The sequence below is a fragment of the Pseudoruegeria aquimaris genome (genome assembly GCF_900172235.1).
Lineage (GTDB): Bacteria > Pseudomonadota > Alphaproteobacteria > Rhodobacterales > Rhodobacteraceae > Pseudoruegeria > Pseudoruegeria aquimaris.
Genome location: NZ_FWFQ01000006.1, coordinates 35,229 through 55,437, shown reverse-complemented (window position 1 = coordinate 55,437; position 20,209 = coordinate 35,229). Strand labels below are relative to the sequence as shown.

General features: G+C 66.3%; 20 protein-coding genes. 10 read left to right on the top strand and 10 right to left on the bottom strand.

All coding sequences use genetic code 11. The features are described from left to right. Positions 1 to 123: 123 nt before the first annotated feature. On the bottom strand, positions 124 to 531 hold the full coding sequence (locus tag PSA7680_RS05770) for a hypothetical protein (protein WP_085867717.1): 408 nt from the start codon (positions 529 to 531) through the stop codon (positions 124 to 126). Positions 532 to 545: 14 nt separating this feature from the next. Beyond that, a complete protein-coding gene (locus PSA7680_RS05765) occupies positions 546 to 1,748 on the bottom strand; it encodes a pyridoxal phosphate-dependent aminotransferase (protein WP_085867716.1) in 1,203 nt (400 codons plus the stop codon). 88 nt (positions 1,749 to 1,836) lie between these two features. Here PSA7680_RS05765 and PSA7680_RS05760 point away from each other — a divergent pair, with 88 nt between their 5' ends. The 3 genes from PSA7680_RS05760 (at position 1,837) to PSA7680_RS05750 (ending at position 3,139) form a co-directional block, all read left to right on the top strand. Beyond that, entirely contained in the window at positions 1,837 to 2,256 is a 420-nt protein-coding gene (locus PSA7680_RS05760) for a helix-turn-helix domain-containing protein (protein WP_245824478.1), read from the top strand. Continuing rightward, complete coding sequence (locus tag PSA7680_RS05755) at positions 2,256 to 2,546, top strand: succinate dehydrogenase assembly factor 2 (RefSeq protein WP_370738531.1); 291 nt, start codon at positions 2,256 to 2,258, stop codon at positions 2,544 to 2,546. The genes PSA7680_RS05760 and PSA7680_RS05755 overlap by 1 nt, the downstream gene beginning before the upstream one ends. A 95-nt stretch (positions 2,547 to 2,641) precedes the next feature. After that, positions 2,642 to 3,139, top strand: coding sequence for a MarR family winged helix-turn-helix transcriptional regulator (locus tag PSA7680_RS05750; protein ID WP_085867715.1), 498 nt, complete (start codon positions 2,642 to 2,644; stop codon positions 3,137 to 3,139). Positions 3,140 to 3,152: 13 nt separating this feature from the next. On the opposite strand, the gene PSA7680_RS05745 is transcribed toward PSA7680_RS05750, so the two are convergent. From PSA7680_RS05745 to PSA7680_RS05725, 5 genes are read right to left on the bottom strand one after another with little or no spacing between them, the layout of a single operon-like run. Beyond that, complete coding sequence (locus tag PSA7680_RS05745; protein ID WP_245824476.1) at positions 3,153 to 4,100, bottom strand: DUF1194 domain-containing protein; 948 nt, start codon at positions 4,098 to 4,100, stop codon at positions 3,153 to 3,155. Further along, positions 4,097 to 4,525: a VOC family protein gene (locus PSA7680_RS05740; RefSeq protein WP_085867714.1), complete on the bottom strand. Its 429-nt coding sequence runs from the start codon at positions 4,523 to 4,525 to the stop codon at positions 4,097 to 4,099. Before PSA7680_RS05740 ends, PSA7680_RS05745 begins: the two co-directional genes overlap by 4 nt. 49 nt (positions 4,526 to 4,574) lie before the next feature. Then, positions 4,575 to 5,450, bottom strand: coding sequence for a DUF817 domain-containing protein (locus PSA7680_RS05735; RefSeq protein ID WP_085867713.1), 876 nt, complete (start codon positions 5,448 to 5,450; stop codon positions 4,575 to 4,577). A gap of 13 nt (positions 5,451 to 5,463) precedes the next feature. Next, positions 5,464 to 6,822 (bottom strand): surface lipoprotein assembly modifier, encoded by a 1,359-nt coding sequence (locus PSA7680_RS05730; protein ID WP_085867712.1) that lies wholly within the window; start codon positions 6,820 to 6,822, stop codon positions 5,464 to 5,466. 1 nt (position 6,823) lies between these two features. Further along, entirely contained in the window at positions 6,824 to 7,753 is a 930-nt protein-coding gene (locus PSA7680_RS05725; protein ID WP_085867711.1) for a hypothetical protein, read from the bottom strand. Between the two features lie 208 nt (positions 7,754 to 7,961). Here PSA7680_RS05725 and thyX point away from each other — a divergent pair, with 208 nt between their 5' ends. Continuing rightward, positions 7,962 to 8,876, top strand: coding sequence for an FAD-dependent thymidylate synthase (gene thyX, locus PSA7680_RS05720; protein ID WP_085867710.1), 915 nt, complete (start codon positions 7,962 to 7,964; stop codon positions 8,874 to 8,876). A gap of 482 nt (positions 8,877 to 9,358) precedes the next feature. After that, the gene (locus PSA7680_RS05715; protein ID WP_085867709.1) at positions 9,359 to 11,167 is read left to right on the top strand and encodes an autotransporter outer membrane beta-barrel domain-containing protein; all 1,809 of its coding nucleotides are present in this window, start codon (positions 9,359 to 9,361) and stop codon (positions 11,165 to 11,167) included. A 66-nt stretch (positions 11,168 to 11,233) separates the two neighbouring features. On the opposite strand, the gene PSA7680_RS05710 is transcribed toward PSA7680_RS05715, so the two are convergent. The 3 genes from PSA7680_RS05710 to PSA7680_RS05700 form a co-directional block, all read right to left on the bottom strand. Further along, a complete protein-coding gene (locus PSA7680_RS05710) occupies positions 11,234 to 12,007 on the bottom strand; it encodes an aldolase/citrate lyase family protein (RefSeq protein ID WP_085867708.1) in 774 nt (257 codons plus the stop codon). Then, positions 12,007 to 13,467 (bottom strand): NAD-dependent succinate-semialdehyde dehydrogenase, encoded by a 1,461-nt coding sequence (locus PSA7680_RS05705; RefSeq protein WP_085867707.1) that lies wholly within the window; start codon positions 13,465 to 13,467, stop codon positions 12,007 to 12,009. The genes PSA7680_RS05710 and PSA7680_RS05705 overlap by 1 nt, the downstream gene beginning before the upstream one ends. 828 nt (positions 13,468 to 14,295) lie before the next feature. After that, positions 14,296 to 14,511, bottom strand: a complete 216-nt coding sequence (locus PSA7680_RS05700; RefSeq protein ID WP_085867706.1) for a DUF1127 domain-containing protein — start codon at positions 14,509 to 14,511, stop codon at positions 14,296 to 14,298. Positions 14,512 to 14,752: 241 nt separating this feature from the next. Here PSA7680_RS05700 and PSA7680_RS05695 point away from each other — a divergent pair, with 241 nt between their 5' ends. The 5 genes from PSA7680_RS05695 (at position 14,753) to PSA7680_RS05675 (ending at position 20,192) form a co-directional block, all read left to right on the top strand. Continuing rightward, positions 14,753 to 15,847 carry an Mrp/NBP35 family ATP-binding protein gene (locus PSA7680_RS05695; protein WP_085867705.1) on the top strand — a complete coding sequence of 365 codons (1,095 nt, stop codon included), beginning with the start codon at positions 14,753 to 14,755 and terminating at the stop codon, positions 15,845 to 15,847. Between the two features lie 708 nt (positions 15,848 to 16,555). After that, entirely contained in the window at positions 16,556 to 17,056 is a 501-nt protein-coding gene (gene mraZ / locus PSA7680_RS05690) for a division/cell wall cluster transcriptional repressor MraZ (protein ID WP_176244084.1), read from the top strand. A 3-nt stretch (positions 17,057 to 17,059) separates the two neighbouring features. Continuing rightward, positions 17,060 to 18,064, top strand: a complete 1,005-nt coding sequence (rsmH, locus tag PSA7680_RS05685; RefSeq protein ID WP_085867703.1) for a 16S rRNA (cytosine(1402)-N(4))-methyltransferase RsmH — start codon at positions 17,060 to 17,062, stop codon at positions 18,062 to 18,064. Next, the gene (ftsL, locus tag PSA7680_RS05680) at positions 18,064 to 18,411 is read left to right on the top strand and encodes a cell division protein FtsL (protein WP_085867702.1); all 348 of its coding nucleotides are present in this window, start codon (positions 18,064 to 18,066) and stop codon (positions 18,409 to 18,411) included. Before rsmH ends, ftsL begins: the two co-directional genes overlap by 1 nt. Then, positions 18,408 to 20,192: a peptidoglycan D,D-transpeptidase FtsI family protein gene (locus PSA7680_RS05675; protein WP_085867701.1), complete on the top strand. Its 1,785-nt coding sequence runs from the start codon at positions 18,408 to 18,410 to the stop codon at positions 20,190 to 20,192. The genes ftsL and PSA7680_RS05675 overlap by 4 nt, the downstream gene beginning before the upstream one ends. Positions 20,193 to 20,209: the final 17 nt, after the last annotated feature.

The window sequence follows — 20,209 nt, the reverse complement described above, 5'->3', positions numbered from 1 at the left end:
CGAGGCTCTGCCTCGCGCTCCGGGATATTTGGAGAACAAAGTCGGCCGCTTCCTCTCGCCCCAAATACCTCGGGGGGAGGCGCGCCGCAGGCGCGACGGGGGGCAGAGCCCCCCATGGCGGGCTCAGTTCTTGCCGCCCATCAGGCGGTCGGCCTTCTTGCGCACCAGCACCGAGCGCAGATCGTGCATCGCCAGCAGCAGCGCATCGGTGACCGCTTCGAGATCCTCGTCGCTGGCCTTGCTCTGCACCCAGTGGGTGGTGGTGTTGAGGTAGTCCACCGCGCGCAGGATGTCGTCGATGTCGCGCTTGGCCAGGAGCGCGCGGCGGGCCTCGATCCACTCCCGGATCACGCGCTGGTCCTTCTCCGAGAGGCTGCGGTCGCCGTGGGGTTTGATCTGGCCGTTCTTCACGTTGGCCACGGCGATCTGATCCATTTCGATGCGCCGCTGCCGGTTCTCGGTGTCGACCCTGAAAACGGTGGCGCCGTTTTCCCGGATCCGGAAGTAGTACTCGGGCAGTTCCGCTGCCATGTGAACCCCTTAACTCAACGCAATGCCTTGCAGAATTCCTGAATGCGGCGGCAGGCCTCTTCCAGCGCCGCTTCCCCGGTAGCGTAGCTGACGCGGAAGTTGGGTGAAAGGCCGAAGGCGGCGCCGAAGACGACGGCGACGCCGCTTTCCTCCAGTAGCGCGGTGGCAAAATCCTCATCCGTCTCGATCCTGCGCCCGCCGGCGCTCACCTTGCCGATGCAGCCCGCGATCGAGGGGTAGACGTAGAACGCGCCTTCCGGCACCGGGCATTCGATGCCGTCGGCGGCGTTCAGCATCTCCACCACCAGATCGCGACGGCGGCGGAACAGCTCGGCATTGGGTGCGAGGAAATCCTGCGGCCCGTTCAGTGCCTCCACCGCGGCCCATTGGCTCACCGAGCAGGGGTTGGAGGTGGACTGGCTCTGGATCTTGCGCATGGCGGCGATCAGATGCTCCGGCCCGCCGGCATAGCCGATGCGCCAGCCCGTCATCGCGTAGGCCTTGGACACCCCGTTGACCGTGAGCGTGCGCTCGTAGAGCCCCGGCTCCACCTGCGCGGGCGTGCAGAATTCGAACCCGTCGAAGGTGAGGTGTTCGTACATGTCGTCGCTCATCACCCAGACGTGCGGGTGGCGCATCAGCACGTCGGTGAGCGCCTTCAGTTCGGCGTGGCTGTAGCCCGCGCCCGTGGGATTGGACGGGGAGTTGAAGATCAGCCATTTCGTCTTCGGCGTGATCGCGGCCTCAAGCTGCTCCGGCGTCATCTTGAAGGCGGTCTCCATGCCCGCTTCCACGACCACCGGCGTGCCGCCCGCGAGCAGCACCATGTCAGGGTAGCTCACCCAGTAGGGCGCGGGGATGATCACCTCGTCGCCCGGATTCAGCGTGGCCATCAGGGCGTTGTAGAGCACCTGCTTGCCGCCGGTGGAGACGGAGATCTGCTTCGGCGTGTAGGTGAGCCCGTTGTCGCGGGCGAACTTGGCGCAGATCGCTTCCTTCAGTTCCGGGATGCCGTCGGGCGCGGTGTATTTCGTCTTGCCCGCATCGATGGCGGCCTTGGCGGCGGCCTTGATGTTGTCCGGCGTGTCGAAATCCGGCTCGCCGGCACCCAGGGCGATGATGTCGGCGCCTGCGGCCTTGAGTTCGGCGGCCTTCGTCGTCACCGCGATGGTGGGCGAGGGTTTCACGCGGTCTAGTGTCGCGGAAAGGAAAGACATGGCGGCCTCCGGTTTGTATCTGCCGGAGCCATGTCTTAGGGTGCGCGGGAAGAGCGATCAAGCCGCCATTTCTTCAAAAGGAGATCCCATGAGCGACGCCGAACAGCCCGAGATGCAGGCCGCCGAGAGTAGCTGGTTCGGCGCCGATGCCGCCACCTTCGGGGATCGGCTGGCCGGCGCACGGGAGGCCATGGGCATGAGCCAGGGCGATCTCGCCAAGCGGCTCGGGGTGAAGCTCAAGACGATCCGCGTCTGGGAAGAGGATCTCCAGGAGCCGCGGGCCAACAAGCTGCAGATGCTGTCGGGCGTGCTCAACGTCTCCATGCGCTGGCTTCTGACGGGCGAGGGCGAGGGGCTGAGCGGCCCGGTCGAAGAGGCGGAGATTCCGTTCGAGGTCTCGGATCTGCTGGCAGAGCTGCGCCAGCTGAAGGCCGAGATGAGCCGCTCCGCCGAGAAGCTGGCGATGTTGGAGAAACGGCTGCGTGCCACGCTGAAAGGGCCTATGTGATGAGTGAGATCCGCGAAACCGCCGAAGCCCGCCTGAAGCGGATGAAGATGCGCTCATGGCGCCGGGGCATGAAGGAGATGGACGTGATCCTCGGCCCCTTCGCCGACAGCGAACTGGAGCGCCTCGGCGAGGCGGATCTGCAGCTCTATGACCAGTTGCTTTCGGAAAACGACCAGGATCTGCTGCGCTGGGTCACCGGCCAGGCGCCGACGCCCCCGGAATACCTCGATCTGCTGACGCGGATCTCCCGCCATGCGCGGGGCGAAGGCGCCGCAGGTGGCGCGGGCTGATCGGTCGGAATTTTCGGCACATTTTTCTCGGATTAACCGGATCTTCGGCTTTCCCTCCGATTCTCCTCCAGGACCGAAACTGGCGGGAGAAGAAGATGACGATGCACAATTCGGTGTCGGTGCCTGGCAATACGGGCTACGTCGCCGGCTACCTGGAAGCGCTTGCGCTGGTGGAACGGCTCCACCGCCTGCTGCTGGACGTGATCAAGGATGAGTTCGAGCGCGTCGGAATCCTCGAGATCAACGCGGTGCAGGCGTTGCTGCTGTTCAACATCGGCGACAATGAAGTCACCGCGGGGGAGTTGAAGAGCCGCGGCTACTACCAGGGCTCCAACGTCTCCTACAATCTCAAGAAACTCGTGGAAATGGGCTACATGCACCACCAGCGCTGCGAGGTGGACAGGCGCAGCGTGCGGGTGCGGCTGACGGAGAAGGGGCGGCGGATCCGCGATATCGTCGCGGCGCTGTTCAGCCGCCACGCCGATGGGCTGCAGGCGCGCGAAGTGCTCAGCCTTGAAGGACTGGAAGACATCAACACCGCCCTGCGGCGCGTCGAGCGCTACTGGAGCGAGCAGATCCGCTACATCTACTGAACGGGCGCCCCGGCTATCGCGCCGGCGCCTCGGCCGGCGATCGGCTCGGGGCTGGACCGCTGACGGGCAGGTGAAAGGCTTGGTGGGCGGTGTCCTTTCGTCCCGCGGCAGGCAGGGCGCCGAAGACGAAGCCGTCCAACTCCTTCAACAGTTTGCGCACCATCGCGGCCTCGAAATCCTCGAAGCCCAGGGCCGCCTCCACGAAGGCGCCGGGGCCGAGGATCACGTTGTGCTGGAAATAGGCGACGAGCTCTCCGATGGAGGCGGATCGGTCGTCCCGCGTGGAGGGGCTGTCGCCGCCGATGACGAGCCCGTTGATGCCCACGCCGGCGGCCGCGGCGAGGGCATGGGTATCGCGCGGCGGTGGCCAGCCGTTGTTCTTGCCGTCGCCCGAGAGATCCAGCGTGCGGCGAAAACAGCGGGGCCCGGCCTCGAAGGCGGCCACGGCGAACTGGATGGCGCTGCCGATCGCGGTGGTGCCGGCGGCCGGACGGCCGTCGGGGTTGGCAAGCTCGGTGGCGAGGGTCTCGATGTCGGCCTCGGTTCGGATCGAACGCCAGCCGGTGAGATCGTGCTGCGCGTCGGCGCCGCTCCATTCGAAGACCATCAGCGAGACGGGCAGGCCGGGCAGCTGGAGCAGGGCGGCGCGCACCTCGGGGTGGCGCAGGGCCCCGGCGAGGCCGCGGCGCTGTATGGCGTATTCGGTGGCGTCCACGGAGCCGGAGACGTCCAGCCCCAGCGCCAGAGCCTGCCGGCAGCCGTTGAACTGTGTATTGGTGGCCTGCGTCTTGGAGGCCTGCGTCTGGGCGGCCCGTGCCTTGAGCGGAAGTGCCGGGATGGCCTGCGCTGACTGGGCCGGCGTCGCCGTGGCCTGTGCGCTGGCCGGGGCGGCAAGGGGTGCCGCGCCGAGCAGAAGCGCCCCGGCCAGCACGGCCGGGGCGGAGGGCGCGCGCCGGCTCACCAATGGCCGGTGTTTTCCATGCTGGCCCAGGGCTCGGCCGGAGGCAGGGCCTCGCCCTTCTGCAGCAGCTCGATCGACACGTTGTCGGGCGAGCGGACGAAGGCCATGTGGCCGTCGCGCGGCGGGCGGTTGATGGTGACGCCGTTATCCATCAGGTGCTGGCAGGTGGCGTAGATGTCGTCCACCTCGTAGGCGAGGTGGCCGAAATGGCGGCTGTCCGAAGGCAGGCCCTCGTCACCGTCCCAGTTGTAGGTGAGTTCCACCGGGCATTCGGGCTGCTCCGGCGGCGCCATGAAAATCAGCGAGAACCGGCCGGCCTCGTTGTCGTACCGGCGGGTCTCTTCCAGCCCCAGCAGCTTGTAGAAGGCCATCGAGGCCTCCAGATCCTTCACGCGGACCATGGTGTGCAGATACTTGATACCCATCGGGGGCTCCCTTCGTTGGTTCGTTTCAGGCCGTCGACACGACAGCTAATCACTCCGCCGGCTCAAGGAAACCCGTTTCGCCGTCGCGCCGCAGTTTCCGCGGCTTCAGCAGATCGCGGTAGACGAGCGTGACCGTCACGAAGGAAACGTAGAGCAGCAGATACCAGCTGCCCATCTTGTGCAGCGAAACCATCTGCCACGGGCGCTGCCCGGTGTAGACCCAGGTTTCGCTCCAGGTGCCGATGTTCTCGGCCACCCAGAGCGCGAAGCTGCAGGTCAGGATCGCGACGGGCAGAGGCACCCAATGGGCGCGGCTGGAGGTGTAAAACCACATGCGGGTGCGCGCGAACAGCAGCACGGTGGCGGCAAAGAGCAGGTAGCGGGCATCCCAGATGAAGTGGTGGGCGAAGAAATTCACGTAGATCGCCGCCGCCAGCAGCACCGTGGCCCGGAAAGGCGGGTAGGGGGCCAGCTGCACCCGGAAGAGCCGGAACAGCCGCGCGATGGTGGAGCCGACGGAGGCATACATGAAGCCCGAGAACAGCGGCACGCCGAAGATCTGCATCACGGCGGGCTGCGGGTAGCTCCAGCTTCCGGCGTTCACCTTGAAGATCTCCATCACCGTGCCGGTGAGGTGGAAGAGGAAGATCACCTTTGCCTCCTCCCAGCTTTCCAGCCGCAGCCAGAGCATCAGCCCCTGCACCGTGAGCGCGTAGAGCAGCAGCGCATCGTAGCGGGTGAGCCACCAGTCGGGCTGCCAGATGGCCTGCGTCACCACCAGCGCGATCAGGAAGAGGATGCCGAAGAGCGCCGCCCAGAGGAATTTGAGCACGAAGACCAGCGGTTCGGCCAGCCCGCGCGGCAGGCGTGCGCGCAGCGGGCGGCTCACCCGTGCATCGAATGCGGCGTGGAGGTCTGTCGCCATGGGGCCTCGAGGCTCAGAACGTGGATCTCAACCCGATGTTGACCCCGATTTCCTCGGTGTCATAGAGCGAGATGTTCGATTTCGTCCGGGTATAGGACATGTTCAGCGTCGGCGCGAACCCATAATATTCAAGCCCGTCCAGAAGCAGGGTCACGCCGAGGCGCGTTCTGGTGTCTTCGCGCATGGTGCCGAACAGGGGCTTGTCGTAGCTGCGCTGCTCCACGTCGAGCGAGAGCACGCCCCGCGTGCCGAAGATCTCTGCCCGGGGCTGGTAGCTGATCCCGGCGATGAGCGCGTTGTGGGAAATCGTGGCGGACTGCGAGCGCATGTCGCGTGCGCCGAGGTTCCAGCCCAGTACGCCGCCGCTCTGCCCTGTCATCGCCCAGTTGCCCAGCACGAAGAGATCGGTGGAATCCTGGGTGGAGCTGTCGAGCCGCTGCTGGCTGGTGAGCGAGAGGCTGTAGGTGCCGGTGATGCTGCGGCCCAGCCGCTGGCGGTGCTCGATGGTGCCGCGCAGGAAGTTGGCGAGCGGATCGCCGCCATACCATGCCCGGCCGATGTCGAAGCTCAGGTCGGTGATGCCGAGGCGGGGATCGCGCAGTTGCGTGGCGCCGATAGTGGCCTCGATTTCAGTGTAGCTGTAATCGCTGGCGTCCTGATCGGGGGCCTGCGCCTTGGCCTCGGAAGAGAGCGCGTAGTGACGGGTTTCGAAGCGGCCGCCGAAGCGCAGCAGCCGGTTTTCCGACACCCGCCGCGTATAGGCCGTGCTGGCGCCGAGCACCACTTCCAGCCCTGAAAGCGCGCGGGCATCGCCGCTGATCACGAAGGGCAGGCCGTCGATGATCAGCGTGTCGGATTTCGAGCCGTTGTTGATGTTGGAGGAGGGGCGCGAGGTGAAGGAGAGCGTGGTGGAAAAGGGATTGCGCCCGCGCACGTAGCGGAAGTCGCGCATCGCCTGTGCCTTGCGGGCCTCGTCGGGCGCTTCCTGCGCGGCGCGGCGCAGCCAGAGCATGGCGCGGGTGCGCTTGCCCTCCGACGAAAGCGCCTGCGCCGTGACGAGCGCGGCGGCGAAGCGTTCCTCGTCGGTGTCGGCCAGCGCCCAGGCGGATTTGCCGGCCGCGGTGGCGGCTTCGAAATTGCCCAGAACCCGCTCCGCACGCGACAGCGCGAGGTGGGCTTCAAGATCGGACGGATCGCGTGCGATCAGGGCGCGGGCCAGGTCCGCCGCGGCCTGGGCGTAGCCGTTGTAGAGTAGGGTGAAGGCGGCGCGGGGGCCGTCCTCGGCCGAGATGCGCAGGCTCTGCGCCGAAAGCGGCTGCGCGGCGCAGAGGCAGAGGGCCAGCGCGGCGAGGAGAGGCGCGCGCCGGGCCATGTCAGTCGTAGACGAAGAAGCCGCCGGTTTCCTGCACGCCGTTGCCCGTTTGCGGATCCGACGACGTGACGACGATCACACCCGCGATTTCTTCGGCATCGTCGCCGGCGATCACGGCGTAGTAGTTGCCTTCCTCGAAAGTTGAGCTGGTGGTGCCGCCCGCCGGCACGCGCTCGCTGCTCGCTGTGCCCACGATCTCGCCCGCGGTGGTGATGGAGCCGGTGGCCAGAACAAGCGTCGGCAGCGAATAGGCCGTGACGCCGTCGTTCTCGAAGAGGGTCACCGGGTTGCCGTTCAGATCGAAGACCTGCCGGTTGATGATCGCGCCCTCAACGGCGTTGGTGGCCGCGAAATCGGAGAAATCCACTTCGAGAACGGCGTCGCCGGTGGTGTATTGCTGGCCGCCCATACCTTCGAACACACGTGTGCCGGCGTATTGGCCGGTGAAGGTGGCCTGCCCGGAGCGGGGCAGGTTCACGCGGCCGTCGCGGGTGTAGACGAAGCCACCGAAGCCGTAGCCGTTGTAGCTGCCGGTGCGGATGATCGATACGGAGGTCTTGCCGGAAGCGCTTGTGCCATGCAGAGCCTTGTAGGCGCGGCGCTCGGTCAGGTTGTTGTTCTCGTAGACGTTGAAGCCGTTGAGTGAGGCGACCACGTCGTCGCGGTCATAGACTCCGTCGCCGTCGAAGGGCAGATTGTCCACGGTGAAGGTGTCGGCGCCGGCATTGTAGCTGACCGTGCTGACGGAGCCGTCTTCCTCGTAGCGCAGGATGTCGGCGTCGGCCGTGGGGTTTTCGGTTCCGGGCAGCAGAAGGCCCTCGCCGGTGAAGGTGTCGCTGCTGCCGTCGCCATCCTCCGTGGAGGGGCCGGTGCAGGCCGTGACTGCCGCGAGCGCCGCGGCGAGGATCAGGGGTGCCCTGTGATGTGCCATGTGGTTTGTTCTTTTTGTGACTGCTGCCTCGGTTGCGTGAAGTATTGAGGCGCAAGCGCGCAAGTCAACGCCCGCGTGCCTCCGTGGCGCATTCCCGTTGCGCGTGTGGCAAATTCACCCTGCTGCGAAGCCACCCCATCCTGTGGTTCCCCTGCCAATCTCTGCCAGATATAGTATCCGGCGAGTCACCACCCTTGAGGAGCCCCCGATGCCGCTGACGCCCGAGCAACAGGAAGAAATCGACGCCCTGCGCGCCACGCCGCGCCAGACACTCCGCGCCGTTTCCGAAGGCATGGAAAAGCACCTCTACACCGCCTACCCGGTGCTGGATCACGGTTTCGTCCGGGTGATCGACTACATGGGCGATGACAACGCGATCACGCAGGCGGCGCGTGTCTCCTACGGCAAGGGCACGAAATCGGTGTCCAACGACGAGGGGCTGATCCGCTACCTGATGCGGCACTGGCACTCCACCCCCTTCGAGATGTGCGAGATCAAGCTGCACGTGAAGCTGCCCGTCTTCGTGGCGCGCCAGTGGATCCGCCATCGCACCGCCAACGTGAACGAATATTCCGCGCGCTACTCCATCCTCGACCGCGAATTCTACATCCCTCAGCCCGAGCAGCTCGCCGCGCAGTCGGTGATCAACAACCAGGGCCGGGGCGAGGCGCTTTCGGGCGAGGAGGCCGCGCGGGTGCTGGAGTATCTCAAGAGCGACGCGGCGCGCTGCTACGATCACTACGAGGAGATGATCGGGCAGGAGGGCCAGCAGGGGCTGGCGCGCGAGCTGGCCCGGATGAACCTGCCGGCCAACATCTACACGCAATGGTACTGGAAGGTGGATCTGCACAACCTGTTCCACTTCCTGCGCCTGCGCGCGGATTCCCATGCCCAATACGAGATCCGCGTCTATGCCGAGGAGATCTGCAGGATCGTGGCGGACTGGGTGCCCTTCGCCTACGCTGCCTTCGAGGATTACCGCATGGGCGGGGCGACGCTCTCGGCCAGGGCGCTGGACGCCCTGCGCCGGATGCTGGCGGGTGAGACGGTGACGCAGGAAACCTCCGGCATGAGCAAGGGGGAATGGCGCGAGTTCGAAACCCTTCTGTCGGCAAAGGGCTAAGGCGGGGCTTTCGGCTCTTCGCAAATTCCAAGTATGGGTATGGCCACCCGGACGGGCCCGCGATCTTCGCGGGCCTTCGTGTTTCGTGGGGTGCCGCAAGGTGGCGGTTGGGCGTTTTCTCTTTCTGCCACCGTCTTGCCCGGATCCGGCGGTGGCGCGCGCTGCCCGAAAGATTCGCGCGGGGGGCGCGGGGTGGGAAGTTGGGCTGCCATCTGCGACAAGGGTATAATGTATTCCAAATGGGAATACACGCCTTGCGCGAAAGGGTTGGCGCATTCAGCGCGTCATAGTGGCGGGCCGCGTGGGTGCGGGGCCGCAGAAATCGTTCAATGGCAATGAAATAGGGGTGTGTGGGGTATTGCTGCCACAGAAGTGCCGCATATTTGGCGGCCTCGCCACAATGGTTAACGCTGGGTCAATGCTCCGTGATACCATCGCAGTATTGAATTCAATGAATACCAAAGTTTTGTGTGAGGTGTGCCATGCGTGGCAAGGTGCTTGGAAATATTTTACAGATTGCGACAGGAGCAATCTTCCTCGGAACGACGGCGCTGTCCCAATCGGCGGACGTGATCTTCCTTGTGGACGAGTCCGGTTCGATGGGTGGAGAACATGCCTTCCTGCCGGGTTTCGTGACCGCGCTGGACACGCAGCTGGCCTCGGCCGGCGTGGTTGACCGAAATTATGGCCTTGCCGGCTTCGGCGGCGGCGGCCCCGGCAACCTCGGCCGCACGCTGCCCGTGGGCGGCGGCGATCTCGGGAGCGCGGCGGATTTCGGGACGGCGGCGGGCAGCCTCGTTCTGACGGGCGGCTTCGAGGACGGCTATTCGGCCATTGACTACGTGCTCAACAACTACACCCTCACACCCGGCGCGACGACGACCTTTGTGCTCGTCTCCGACGAAGACAGGGACAACGGCAACGCCGCGCTCACCTTCGGCTCCATTTCGGCGGATCTGAACGCGGCCGGAGTCACGCTCATCTCGATCGTCGATGCGAACATCATCGACACCAACGGCGATTTCGCCCTCGGATCGGACGGCACCAACGCCTTCGTCCAGGATGGCTCCTCCTTCGTGGTCACGCCGCTCGACAGCACCTCGGGCGTCGGCACCACGGATGCGGATTACATCCAGCTGGCCTTCTCAACGCCGAACGGCTGCGTTGGCGACCTCGGGTTCCTGCGCAGCGGCGGCGACGCCGCGACGGCCTTCGCGGAGTCGCTTTCGACCTGCGTCTTCGTGTCGGCGGTGGGCACGGGCGCGCTGACGCTTCCGCTGAACCAGTATCGTGACACGGCATCGGTGATCGCGCGCACCCACCACAGCGCAACGCGCCGCATGGCGATGGCCTCCGATACATACTACCCGACGGGCGGCTCGGTGGACGTGTCCTCCAATGCGCAGGTCTATGACGACATGATGGGCGTCGAAGGCCTGCGCGGCTACGCACAGGTCACGGGCTACAACGGCAACTACGATGCCTTCGGTGCCAACGTGGCGCTGGATTACTCCGGCGGTGGCATCCTTGTCGGGGTGGACCACACGCGCGCGCTGAATGGCGACGTGCTGAACGAGGGCGAAGTGTCGATGCTGCGCTACGGTGCGTCCGTGGCCTACAACAACTTCAGCACCGATCTCACGGGCTCCAGTTCGTCTCTCGATACGCGCAACTACATCCTCGAACTCTATGCCGTCTACGAGAACCGCGCCGGTTTCTACGGTATCGCCGATCTCCAGTTCGGCAGCTACGATTTTGAGAACCGCCGCGTGGCCGGGGCGACGGCCTACGTCGGCAATACCTCCGGCACGTCCTACCAGGCCGAGATCGAGATCGGCCGCCGGATGCCCAAGCACATGACGAACCCCGGTGTGCATGACGGCTCGATCCAGTTCACGCCCTTCGCGGCTCTGGGCTGGGAGAAATACGATGTGGACGGCTACACCGAATCCAACGGCGGCGTCACGGTCGACGGCTTCGACGAGGACACCGGCTACGGCCGCATCGGCTTCCGCCTTGCCAACAGCCGCACCCGCGGCGATACCCTCTACTTCGGCTCGATCGAAGTGGCGGCGGCGCGGGCGTTCAACGACACCTACCAGATGGTGCCTCTGAACGGTGGAAGCTCCTTCGCGGTGATCGAGGGCATCGATCAGAACCGGCTCGAGGTGATCCTTGAAGGCGGCGTGAAGCTGGACAACAACAGCAGCCTCTTTGCCAATTACGAAGGCCGCTTCAGCGACAATTCCGATCAGCACGCGCTTTCCGCCGGGTTGCGCATCCGGTTCTGACGCCGACGCCGGATCAGGAGCGAAAGGGGGCCACGCGGCCCCCTTTTTCATGTGCTGGGCGTGGGGTCAGGGCAGGGCCTTGGCCTTGGCCGAAAGGCTTCGGGCGGCATTGGCCAGAAGCGCCATGTCGGCGCCGACGGCCACGAAACTCGCTCCGAGCTGCAGGAAATGCGCCGCGCGGTCCAGATCGAACACGAGGATGCCCGCGGCCTTCCCGGCGGCAACAATGCGCGTGATCGCCTCGTCGATCGCGGCGGTGACCTCAGGGTGATCGCCCTGCGCGAGGTGGCCGAGGCTGGCGGCAAGATCGGCGGGGCCGATGAACACGCCGTCCACGCCCTCCACCGCGAGGATGGCATCGAGGTTTTCGAGCCCCTTTCGGGTTTCGACCTGCACGAGCAGGCAGATTTGCGCATCCGCCGTTTCACCGTAGTCGGGGATGGCGGCGAAGCCGGCGGCGCGGGCCACGGCGTAGCCGACGCCGCGGATGCCTTCCGGCGGGTAGCGGGAAGCGGCCACGAGGGCGCGGGCCTGTTCGGCGGTTTCCACCATCGGGATCAGCAGGGTCTGGGCGCCCACGTCGAGCGCCATCTTGATCATCCACGGCTCGCCCGCCGTCAGCCGCACCACCGGGTGCACGCCGGTGCCCCGCAGGGCCTGCAGCTGGGCCAGCGTGCTGCGCAGATCGTTTGGGGCGTGTTCGCCGTCGATCACCAGCCAGTCGAAGCCGGTGGAGGCCATCAGCTCGGCGGCGTAAGGATCGGCGAGGCTCATCCAGCAGCCGATCTGGCGCTCCCCGCGCTTCAGGGCCGTCTTGAAACCGTTCTCCGGGGCCGGCATCAGCCGATCCCGCCGAGGCAGACGTATTTCAGCTCGGTGAAGTCGTCGAGCCCGTGCCGGCTGCCCTCGCGCCCCAACCCGGAGGACTTGACCCCGCCGAAAGGCGCTTCGGTGGTGGAGACGAGCCCGGTGTTCACGCCCACCATCCCGTATTCCAGCGCTTCGGACACGCGGAAGATCCGCGCCATGTCGCTGGCGTAGATGTAGGAGGCGAGGCCGAACTCGGTGTCGTTGGCCGCCTTGATCACCTCTGCTTCGCTTTCGAACCGGAACAGGGGCGCGACGGGGCCGAAGGTTTCCTCGGTCGTCACCTTCATGTCGCTGGTCACGTCGGTCAGGATCGTGGGCTGGTAGAAGGTGCCGCCCCTTTCGTGCCGCGCGCCGCCGAGGATCACTTTCGCGCCCTTGGCCTTGGCGTCGGCCACGTGGTCCTCGACCTTGGCCAGCCCGTCTTCGTCGATCAGCGGGCCGAAGGTGACGCCGTCTTCGAAGCCGTCGCCGGTTTTAAGGGTGGCGATCTTCGCGGCCAGTTTCTCGGCGAAAGCATCATAGACGCCGGACTGCACGTAGATCCGGTTGGCGCAGACGCAGGTCTGGCCGTTGTTGCGGAATTTCGCGATCACCGCGCCTTCCACGGCGGCATCCACGTCGGCGTCGTCGAAGACGATGAAGGGCGCGTTGCCGCCCAGCTCCAGCCCCAGTTTCTTGATCGTCGGCGCGCACTGCGCGTAGAGGATCGCGCCCACTTCGGTGGAGCCGGTGAAGGTGAGCTTGCGCACCACGGGGCTGTCGGTCATCACCTTGCCGACCGTGGGGCCATCGCCGGTGACGACGGAGAACAGGCCCGCCGGGATGCCGGCGCGCTCGGCGAGAATGGCCAGCGCCACGGCGGAGAAGGGCGTCTGCTCGGCCGGCTTCAGAACCATGGCGCAGCCGGCGGCCAGCGCGGGGCCGGCCTTGCGGGTGATCATCGCGTTGGGGAAGTTCCACGGCGTGATCGCCGCCACCACGCCGATCGGCTGGCGCATCACCAGCAGGCGTTTGTCGGGCTGGTGGCCGGGGATGATCTCGCCATACATGCGGCGGGCCTCTTCCGCGAACCAGCGGATGAAGCTGGCGCCATAGGCGATCTCGCCCTTGGCCTCGGCCAGCGGCTTGCCCTGTTCGGCCGTGAGGATGCGGCCCAGATCCTCCTGGTTGGCCATCATCAGGCGGAACCACTCCATCAGGATGTCGGCGCGCTCCAGCGCGGTGCGCGCGGCCCAGGCCTTCTGGGCGGCCTCGGCGGCCTCGATGGCGGCGGTGACCTCGGCCTGCGTCAGCTCGGGCATCTTGCCGATCAGCGCGCCGGTGGAGGGGTTGCGCACCTCGGTCGCGTCGCGTCCTTCCGCGGCGATCCAGGTGCCGCCCACGCAGGCAGCTTCGCGCAGCAGGCTCGGGTCGGACAGGGTGAGGCTCATGGTGGTGTTCCCTTTCGTGGCGGCGCCCTTGGGCCGGGCCGCATCGTGATGTCGCACAAGGGGTAGCGCGCGGGTCAGCCCGCGTCCAGCGCCAGACGCCGCCGGCCCGCCGGTGCGGCTGGACTGCCCCGAGGGGCGGGCGGGCATAAAAAAACGGCGATGCCCGGGAGGAGGAGGGGGCATCGCCGTTCGTCATCACGCAGGCCCGAAAGGGAGGAGGAGCGAGCCACGCGTAACCTTGCGGGCCGGTGGGCCCAATTTTTTTGGAGCGGCGGCGCCAGGGAGGAGGAGGGCGCCGCCGCCCGGTTCACGTGGCCCAAAGGGAGGAGGAGGGGCCGCGCAACCTGTTCGGAGCCGAAGCCCCGGAATTTGTGCGATGGCGCCAGGGAGGAGGAGGGCGCCATCGCTGACATGCAGGCAGGCCTAGGGAGGAGGAGAGGGCCTGCCGCATACCGGTGGGGGCGTATCGCGCCCCCGAAACTTGTGCGGCAGCCCCGGGGAGGAGGAGGGGCTGCCGCGGTTCACGTCGGGCCCAAGGGAGGAGGAGGGGGCCCTTCGCAAGCATGTTCGGAGCCGCCGGACGCCCCGAGAAAACTGGCCGGTGACACCCAGGGAGGAGGAGGGGTGCCACCGGTGAGAGCTTGGGATCCCAGGGAGGAGGAGGGGATCCTTCGCGTTTGCGCGGGATCCCAGGGAGGAGGAGAGGATCCGTTGCATGACACGGGCCGAGGCCCGGTATTGGGGGCGGTGATGCAGGGAGGAGGAGGAGCATCACCGCCGATTTTCAGGGGCCCCAAGGGAGGAGGAGCGGGGCACCCGAAAGGAAACTCAGTGTTCGTAGGCCGCTTCGTAGGCCAGGCGCTTGATCATGGAGCGGCTGATGCCCAGATCGGCAAGCTCACGGTTGGAGAGCTCTTGCAGTTCGTTGATGGTGGCGCGGTACACCTTGTACTGGGCGACGCGCTCGGACAGGGCGCGGAAGGCAGCCTGGATGCGGTCGAATGCGCCAGCATTCGTGGTGGTGATGTTCGATGCGATGGCCATTGGCACGTCTCTCTCGATTTTGGCGGGTGCGCTCGGTGGCGCTAACGAGATTGAATTTAGGCGAATGCTGCGGATGCACAATCCCAATCCGGCTCAACGCTGCTATGCAGCAAATGCATATGTCGTGCTGACCTATTTTTTAATCGTCTGGTAGGAAATTTGCGCGCGTTCAGATTGCGGCCCTTGCTCTTTCACTGTCAGGTCGCAACTAAAGCGCGAAACAGTCGGAAGGGACTCGGAAATGGCGATCTCGCGGGAAGAAGTTGTCAAGGCATTACGCAGCGTTTCGGCTGGAGGCGTGAGCGATCCGGTTTCGGCGGATCTGGTGCGTGCGCTGCAGGTGGAGGGCGACTCGGTGCGCTTCGTGATCGAGGCGGAGACGGCGGAGGCCGCCCGTGCGCTGGAGCCGTTGCGCGCCGCGGCGGAGGCCGCGGTGCGGGCGCTGCCGGGGGTGGCGCATGTCTCCGCCGTGCTCACCGCGCATGGCCCGGCCGCGAAGCCTGCGCCCCAGCCCAACGCGCAGGGGGGCGCGCCGAGCCTGAAGCTGGGCCGCCATCCGACGCCGCAGCAGGGCCCCATGAAGGTGGCCGGCGTGGACCGCATCATCGCCATCGGCTCGGGCAAGGGCGGCGTGGGCAAATCCACCGTCTCCTCCAACCTCGCCGTGGCGCTGGCAAGGCAGGGCCGCAAGGTCGGCCTGCTGGATGCCGACATCTACGGCCCGTCGCAGCCGCGGATGATGGGGATCAACCAGCGGCCCGCCTCTCCCGACGGCAAGACGATCATCCCGCTCAAGGCCCATGGCGTCACGCTCATGTCGATCGGCTTCATGGTGGACCCGGATCAGGCGGTGGTCTGGCGCGGGCCGATGCTGATGGGCGCGCTGCAGCAGATGCTCACCCAGGTGGCCTGGGGCGAACTGGACGTTCTGCTGGTGGATCTGCCGCCGGGCACCGGCGACGTGCAACTGACGCTGTGCCAGAAGACCCGGCTCACCGGAGCGATCGTCGTCTCCACCCCGCAGGACGTGGCGCTGCTGGATGCGCGCAAGGCGCTCGACATGTTCGCCAAGCTCAAGACGCCCGTGCTCGGGCTCGTGGAGAACATGTCCACCTATGTGTGCCCCAACTGCGGGCACGAGGCGCATCTGTTCGGCCACGGCGGCGTGCGGGCCGAGGCCGAGCGGCTCGGGGTGCCCTTCCTCGGGGAGATGCCGCTGGATCTGGACGTGCGCCTGGCCGGGGACGGTGGGCGCCCCGTGGCGCTGGGCGACGGCGCCCCGGCAGAAGCCTACGCCCGGCTTGCCCACCGCCTGGTGGAAGGCGGCATGGCCTGAGCCGGCCGGATCTGGGAATTCATGGGCCGCGCCGCCGGTGCGGCCCATCCGTGGGAAATCGTGGGAGCGAGTGAGAAGCCGGCGCTGCTCCCGGCCCGAACAGGGTGATTTGCGCCGAAGCAGACGCGCAAATCAGTGTCTCTTCTCTGAATTCATGGGACTTGCTCCGCCAATTGCGGCGGAAATGTGGCGAAATGCGTGGCCTCGTCGCAACAGCCCGCCTGGGCACGGGTTGAAGTGGGAAAAAAATTGGGAAAAAGTGGCCGGATTCTCGGGCCCTACATCTAGGCGCGAGCAACCCTTCCGAATCATACATCTAGTGTAATTCCCCGGATTTTCGGGCGGTATCGGCGATTCCAGCCGAGTCTCCTGGGGCGAATCTTGGGCGGGTTTCCAAAATTAGGTGTTGATTGCCATGAATTCCCATGTCATTCCTAAACCCACGATGAGGACGGGCTCACAAGGGGCAGCAAAGAACCCCGAACAAGGCACCAAGTCAGGTTTCATACAGGCACCCGATTTCATCGAACCAAGAGATCCGGCGCGCGAGCGAGCAGACATCCCCCCCAGGTGGCGCGCGTAGCTGGACACCCCAGAAATGGGACGAGGGCGGCGGATTGGGCAGTGGCAGCAGCCCAACCCGCCGTTTTCCATTCAGGGCCCCGGAATGCGGGGTCGGGAAACAACAGTGAAAGGCCGCGAGGGACAGTGGCAGCGAGTTTTAGAGGCGAACACCTGAACAAGGTGGATACGAAGGGCAGGATGTCTATTCCGGCCCCGTTTCGTCGTGTGCTCGAAGCCTGTGACCCGGAATGGAAGAGCGGCGATGCGCCCCGGCTGATCGTTGTCTACGGCGACAAGCGCCGCAAGTTTCTCGAATGCTTCTCCGTCGAGGCGATGGACAGCGTGGAGCGCAAGATCGCCAAGCTCCCGCGCGGCTCCAAGAAGCGCAAGGCGCTGCAACGCCTCTATCTGACGCAATCCATCGAAACGACGATCGACGAAACCGGCCGTCTCGTGCTCCCCAAGGCGCTGCGCGAGAAGATCGGCCTGGAAAGCGGCGTCATGTGCGCCGGCAACGGCGATACCTTCGAAATCTGGAACCCCGATACCTACGAAGAGGAAATCTACGCGGGCCTCGAGGAAGACGAGGATTTCGACCCGGACGTGGATCCCTCCGAGTATCTGGAAGGTGACGAGGAGGATTGAGACGTGGCCGCCGCCGGATCCTCCGCCAACGCTCCCCACATTCCCGTTCTGTTGCGCCCGCTACTCGCGGCGGTGGCGCCGGTATCGGGCACCTGGCTTGACGGCACCTTCGGCGCCGGCGGCTACACGCGCGGCCTGATCGAGGCCGGGGCCGATTGCGTGATCGGCGTGGACCGCGACCCGATGGTCTTCGAGATGGCAAAGCCCTGGGCGGCGGGCTACGGCCCGCGCCTGAAGCTCGTGGAGGGCACCTTTTCCGAGCTCGACACCTATCACGACGCACCGCTCGACGGGGTGGTGCTGGATCTCGGCGTCTCCTCCATGCAGCTCGATCTCGCCGAGCGCGGCTTTTCCTTCAACAAGGACGGCCCGCTGGACATGCGCATGAGCCAGTCCGGCCTGTCGGCGGCGGATTTCGTCAACGAGGCCGAGGAGGCCGAGATCGCCGACGTCCTGTATCTCTACGGCGAAGAGCGCGCGTCGCGTCGGATCGCGCGGGCGATCGTGCGGGCGCGCGAGGCCGCGCCCTTCACCCGGACGCTGCAGCTTACCGAGGTCATCGAAAGCTGCCTGCCGCGCGCCAAGCCTGGTCAGAGCCACCCGGCGACGCGCAGCTTCCAGGCCATCCGCATCCACGTGAACGATGAATTCGGCCAGCTCGTTGAAGGGCTCGAAGCCGCGGAGCGCGCGCTGCGCCCCGGTGGCCAGCTCGCGGTGGTGACCTTCCATTCGCTCGAAGATCGCGTGGTGAAACGCTTTTTCCAGGCCCGCTCCGGCGGGGGCGGGCGGGCCAACCGCTACGCGCCCGAAGCCGAGGCCGCCGTGCCGCAATTCACGATGAAGACCCGGAAGGCCGTCGGGCCTGACGATCAGGAACTGGAAGAGAACCCGCGCTCCCGCTCGGCCAAGCTGCGCGTCGGGGTGCGCACGGAGGCGCCCGCCGGGCCGGTGGATCGCGCCGTGCTGGGGCTGCCGGGGGCGAAACGGAAATCAGGGGGGCGCCGTTGATGCGTATCATCATCATTTGCATGGCCGTTGTTTCGTTGGGCTGGATGGGCTTCAAGGCCTACAGCGAGACCTACGTCACCAAGCAGGCGCTCAAGGAGGTCGCGCGGCTGCAGCAGCAGATCGCCGCCAAGCGCGAACGCCTCGCCGTACTCAAGGCCGAATGGGCCTACCTGAACCGCCCCTCCCGGCTGCGCGAACTGGCCGATCTGAACTTCGACACCCTCGGCCTTCTGCCCCTGCAGCCGGCGCATTTCGGCACCGCCGACCAGGTGGCCTACCCGCTGCCCGACCTGCTGCCGATCACCGATCCGATCGAAGTGGCCGGCATCGTGGAGCAGCAGCAATGACCCGCATCCCCCTGCGCCCGCTGGCCCGCATCCTCCAGGCGCGGGAAAAGGGCGAGAACCCGGACGCGATCGAGAAGGAAAACATCCGCCAACGCCACGAGGAAATGCGCGACAAGGCCCGCCGCCGCGCCGAGGGCCGGCTGCTCGTGCTGGGGGTGGCCTTCGTCTGCGCCTTCGCCGTCGTCGGCCTGCGCATGGGCGCCATCGCCGCCAGCGAGCCGCGCGAGCCCCGCGCCGCGGCCAGCGGCTCCGAGATCCTCGCGCAGCGCTCCGACATCGTGGACCGCAACGGCAAGGTGCTGGCCACCAACCTGTTCACCCACTCGCTCTACGCCCAGCCGCCGGTGATGATCGACAAGGAGCGCGCGGCGCGCGAGCTGGTGAAGATCTTCCCCGACCTGAAGGAAGAACGGCTGGTCAAGGATTTCACGGGCAAGCGCAAGTTCCTGTGGATCAAGAAGAAAATCAGCCCCGAGCAGATGCAGGCCGTGCATGACATCGGCGATCCGGGCCTGATGTTCGGCCCGCGCGAGATGCGGCTCTATCCCAACGGGCGCCTCGCTGCCCACATCCTCGGCGGGGCCTCCTTCGGCCGCGAGGGGGTGCATTCGGCCGAGGTCGTCGGCGTGGCCGGGGTGGAGAAGGTCTTCGACGACTACCTGCGCGATCCCGCCAACGAAGGCGCGCCGCTGCAGCTGTCCATCGATCTCACGGTGCAGGCCGCCATGCGCCACGTGCTGGAAGGCGGAATGAAGCTGATGCAGGCCAAGGGCGCGACCGGCATCATCCTCGACGTGCACACAGGCGAAATCATGGCCATGGCGTCGCTGCCCGATTTCGACCCCAACAACCGCCCGCGGCCCGCCGTGGAAGGGGCTGCCTCCGACAGCCCGCTGTTCAACCGCGCGGTGCAGGGGCTCTACGAGCTGGGCTCCACCTTCAAGATCTTCACCGTCGCGCAGGCGATGGAGGAGGGGCTCGTGAACCCCTCCACCATGGTCGATACCAAGGGGCCGATGACCTGGGGCCGCTTCCGGATCCGCGATTTCAAGAACTACGGTCCGGAGCTCTCCGTCACCGACGTGATCGTGAAATCCTCCAACATCGGCACCGCGCGCATGGCGCTCATGGTGGGCACGCCGCGCCAGCAGGACTTCATGAAGAAGCTCGGTTTCTTCGATCCGACGGAGGTCGAACTGGTCGAGGCGCCCGGCGCCAAGCCTCTGCTGCCGAAGAAATGGTCCGACATCTCCACCATGACGATCTCCTACGGGCACGGGCTGTCGGCGAGCCCGCTGCACCTGGCCGCGGCCTATGCCAGCGTGCTCAACGGCGGCACCCGGATCACCCCGACGATTCTGCGCCAGGAAGGCCCGCAGCGCGGCGAGCGCGTGGTGAGTGAGCAGACATCCGCCGCCCTGCGCGACATGCTGCGCCAGGTGGTGGTGCGCGGCACCGCCAGCTTCGGCGAGGTTCCGGGCTATTTCGTCGGCGGCAAGACGGGCACCGCCGACAAGCCGAAGGAGAACGGCGGCGGCTACTACAAGGATCGCGTAATCGCCACCTTCGCCTCGGTTTTCCCCACGAACGATCCGAAATACGTGGTGATCGTGACGCTGGACGAGCCCAAGACCCACGCGCTCGGCGAGGAGCGGCGCACCGCCGGCTGGACGGCCGTTCCGGTGGCGGCGGAGCTGATCGAACGCACCGCGCCGCTGCTCGGCGTGCGGCCCCAGATTGCACCCCTGCCGGAAGTTGGGATAACACTCACCTCGAACTAACGAACAGGGGCGAGGGC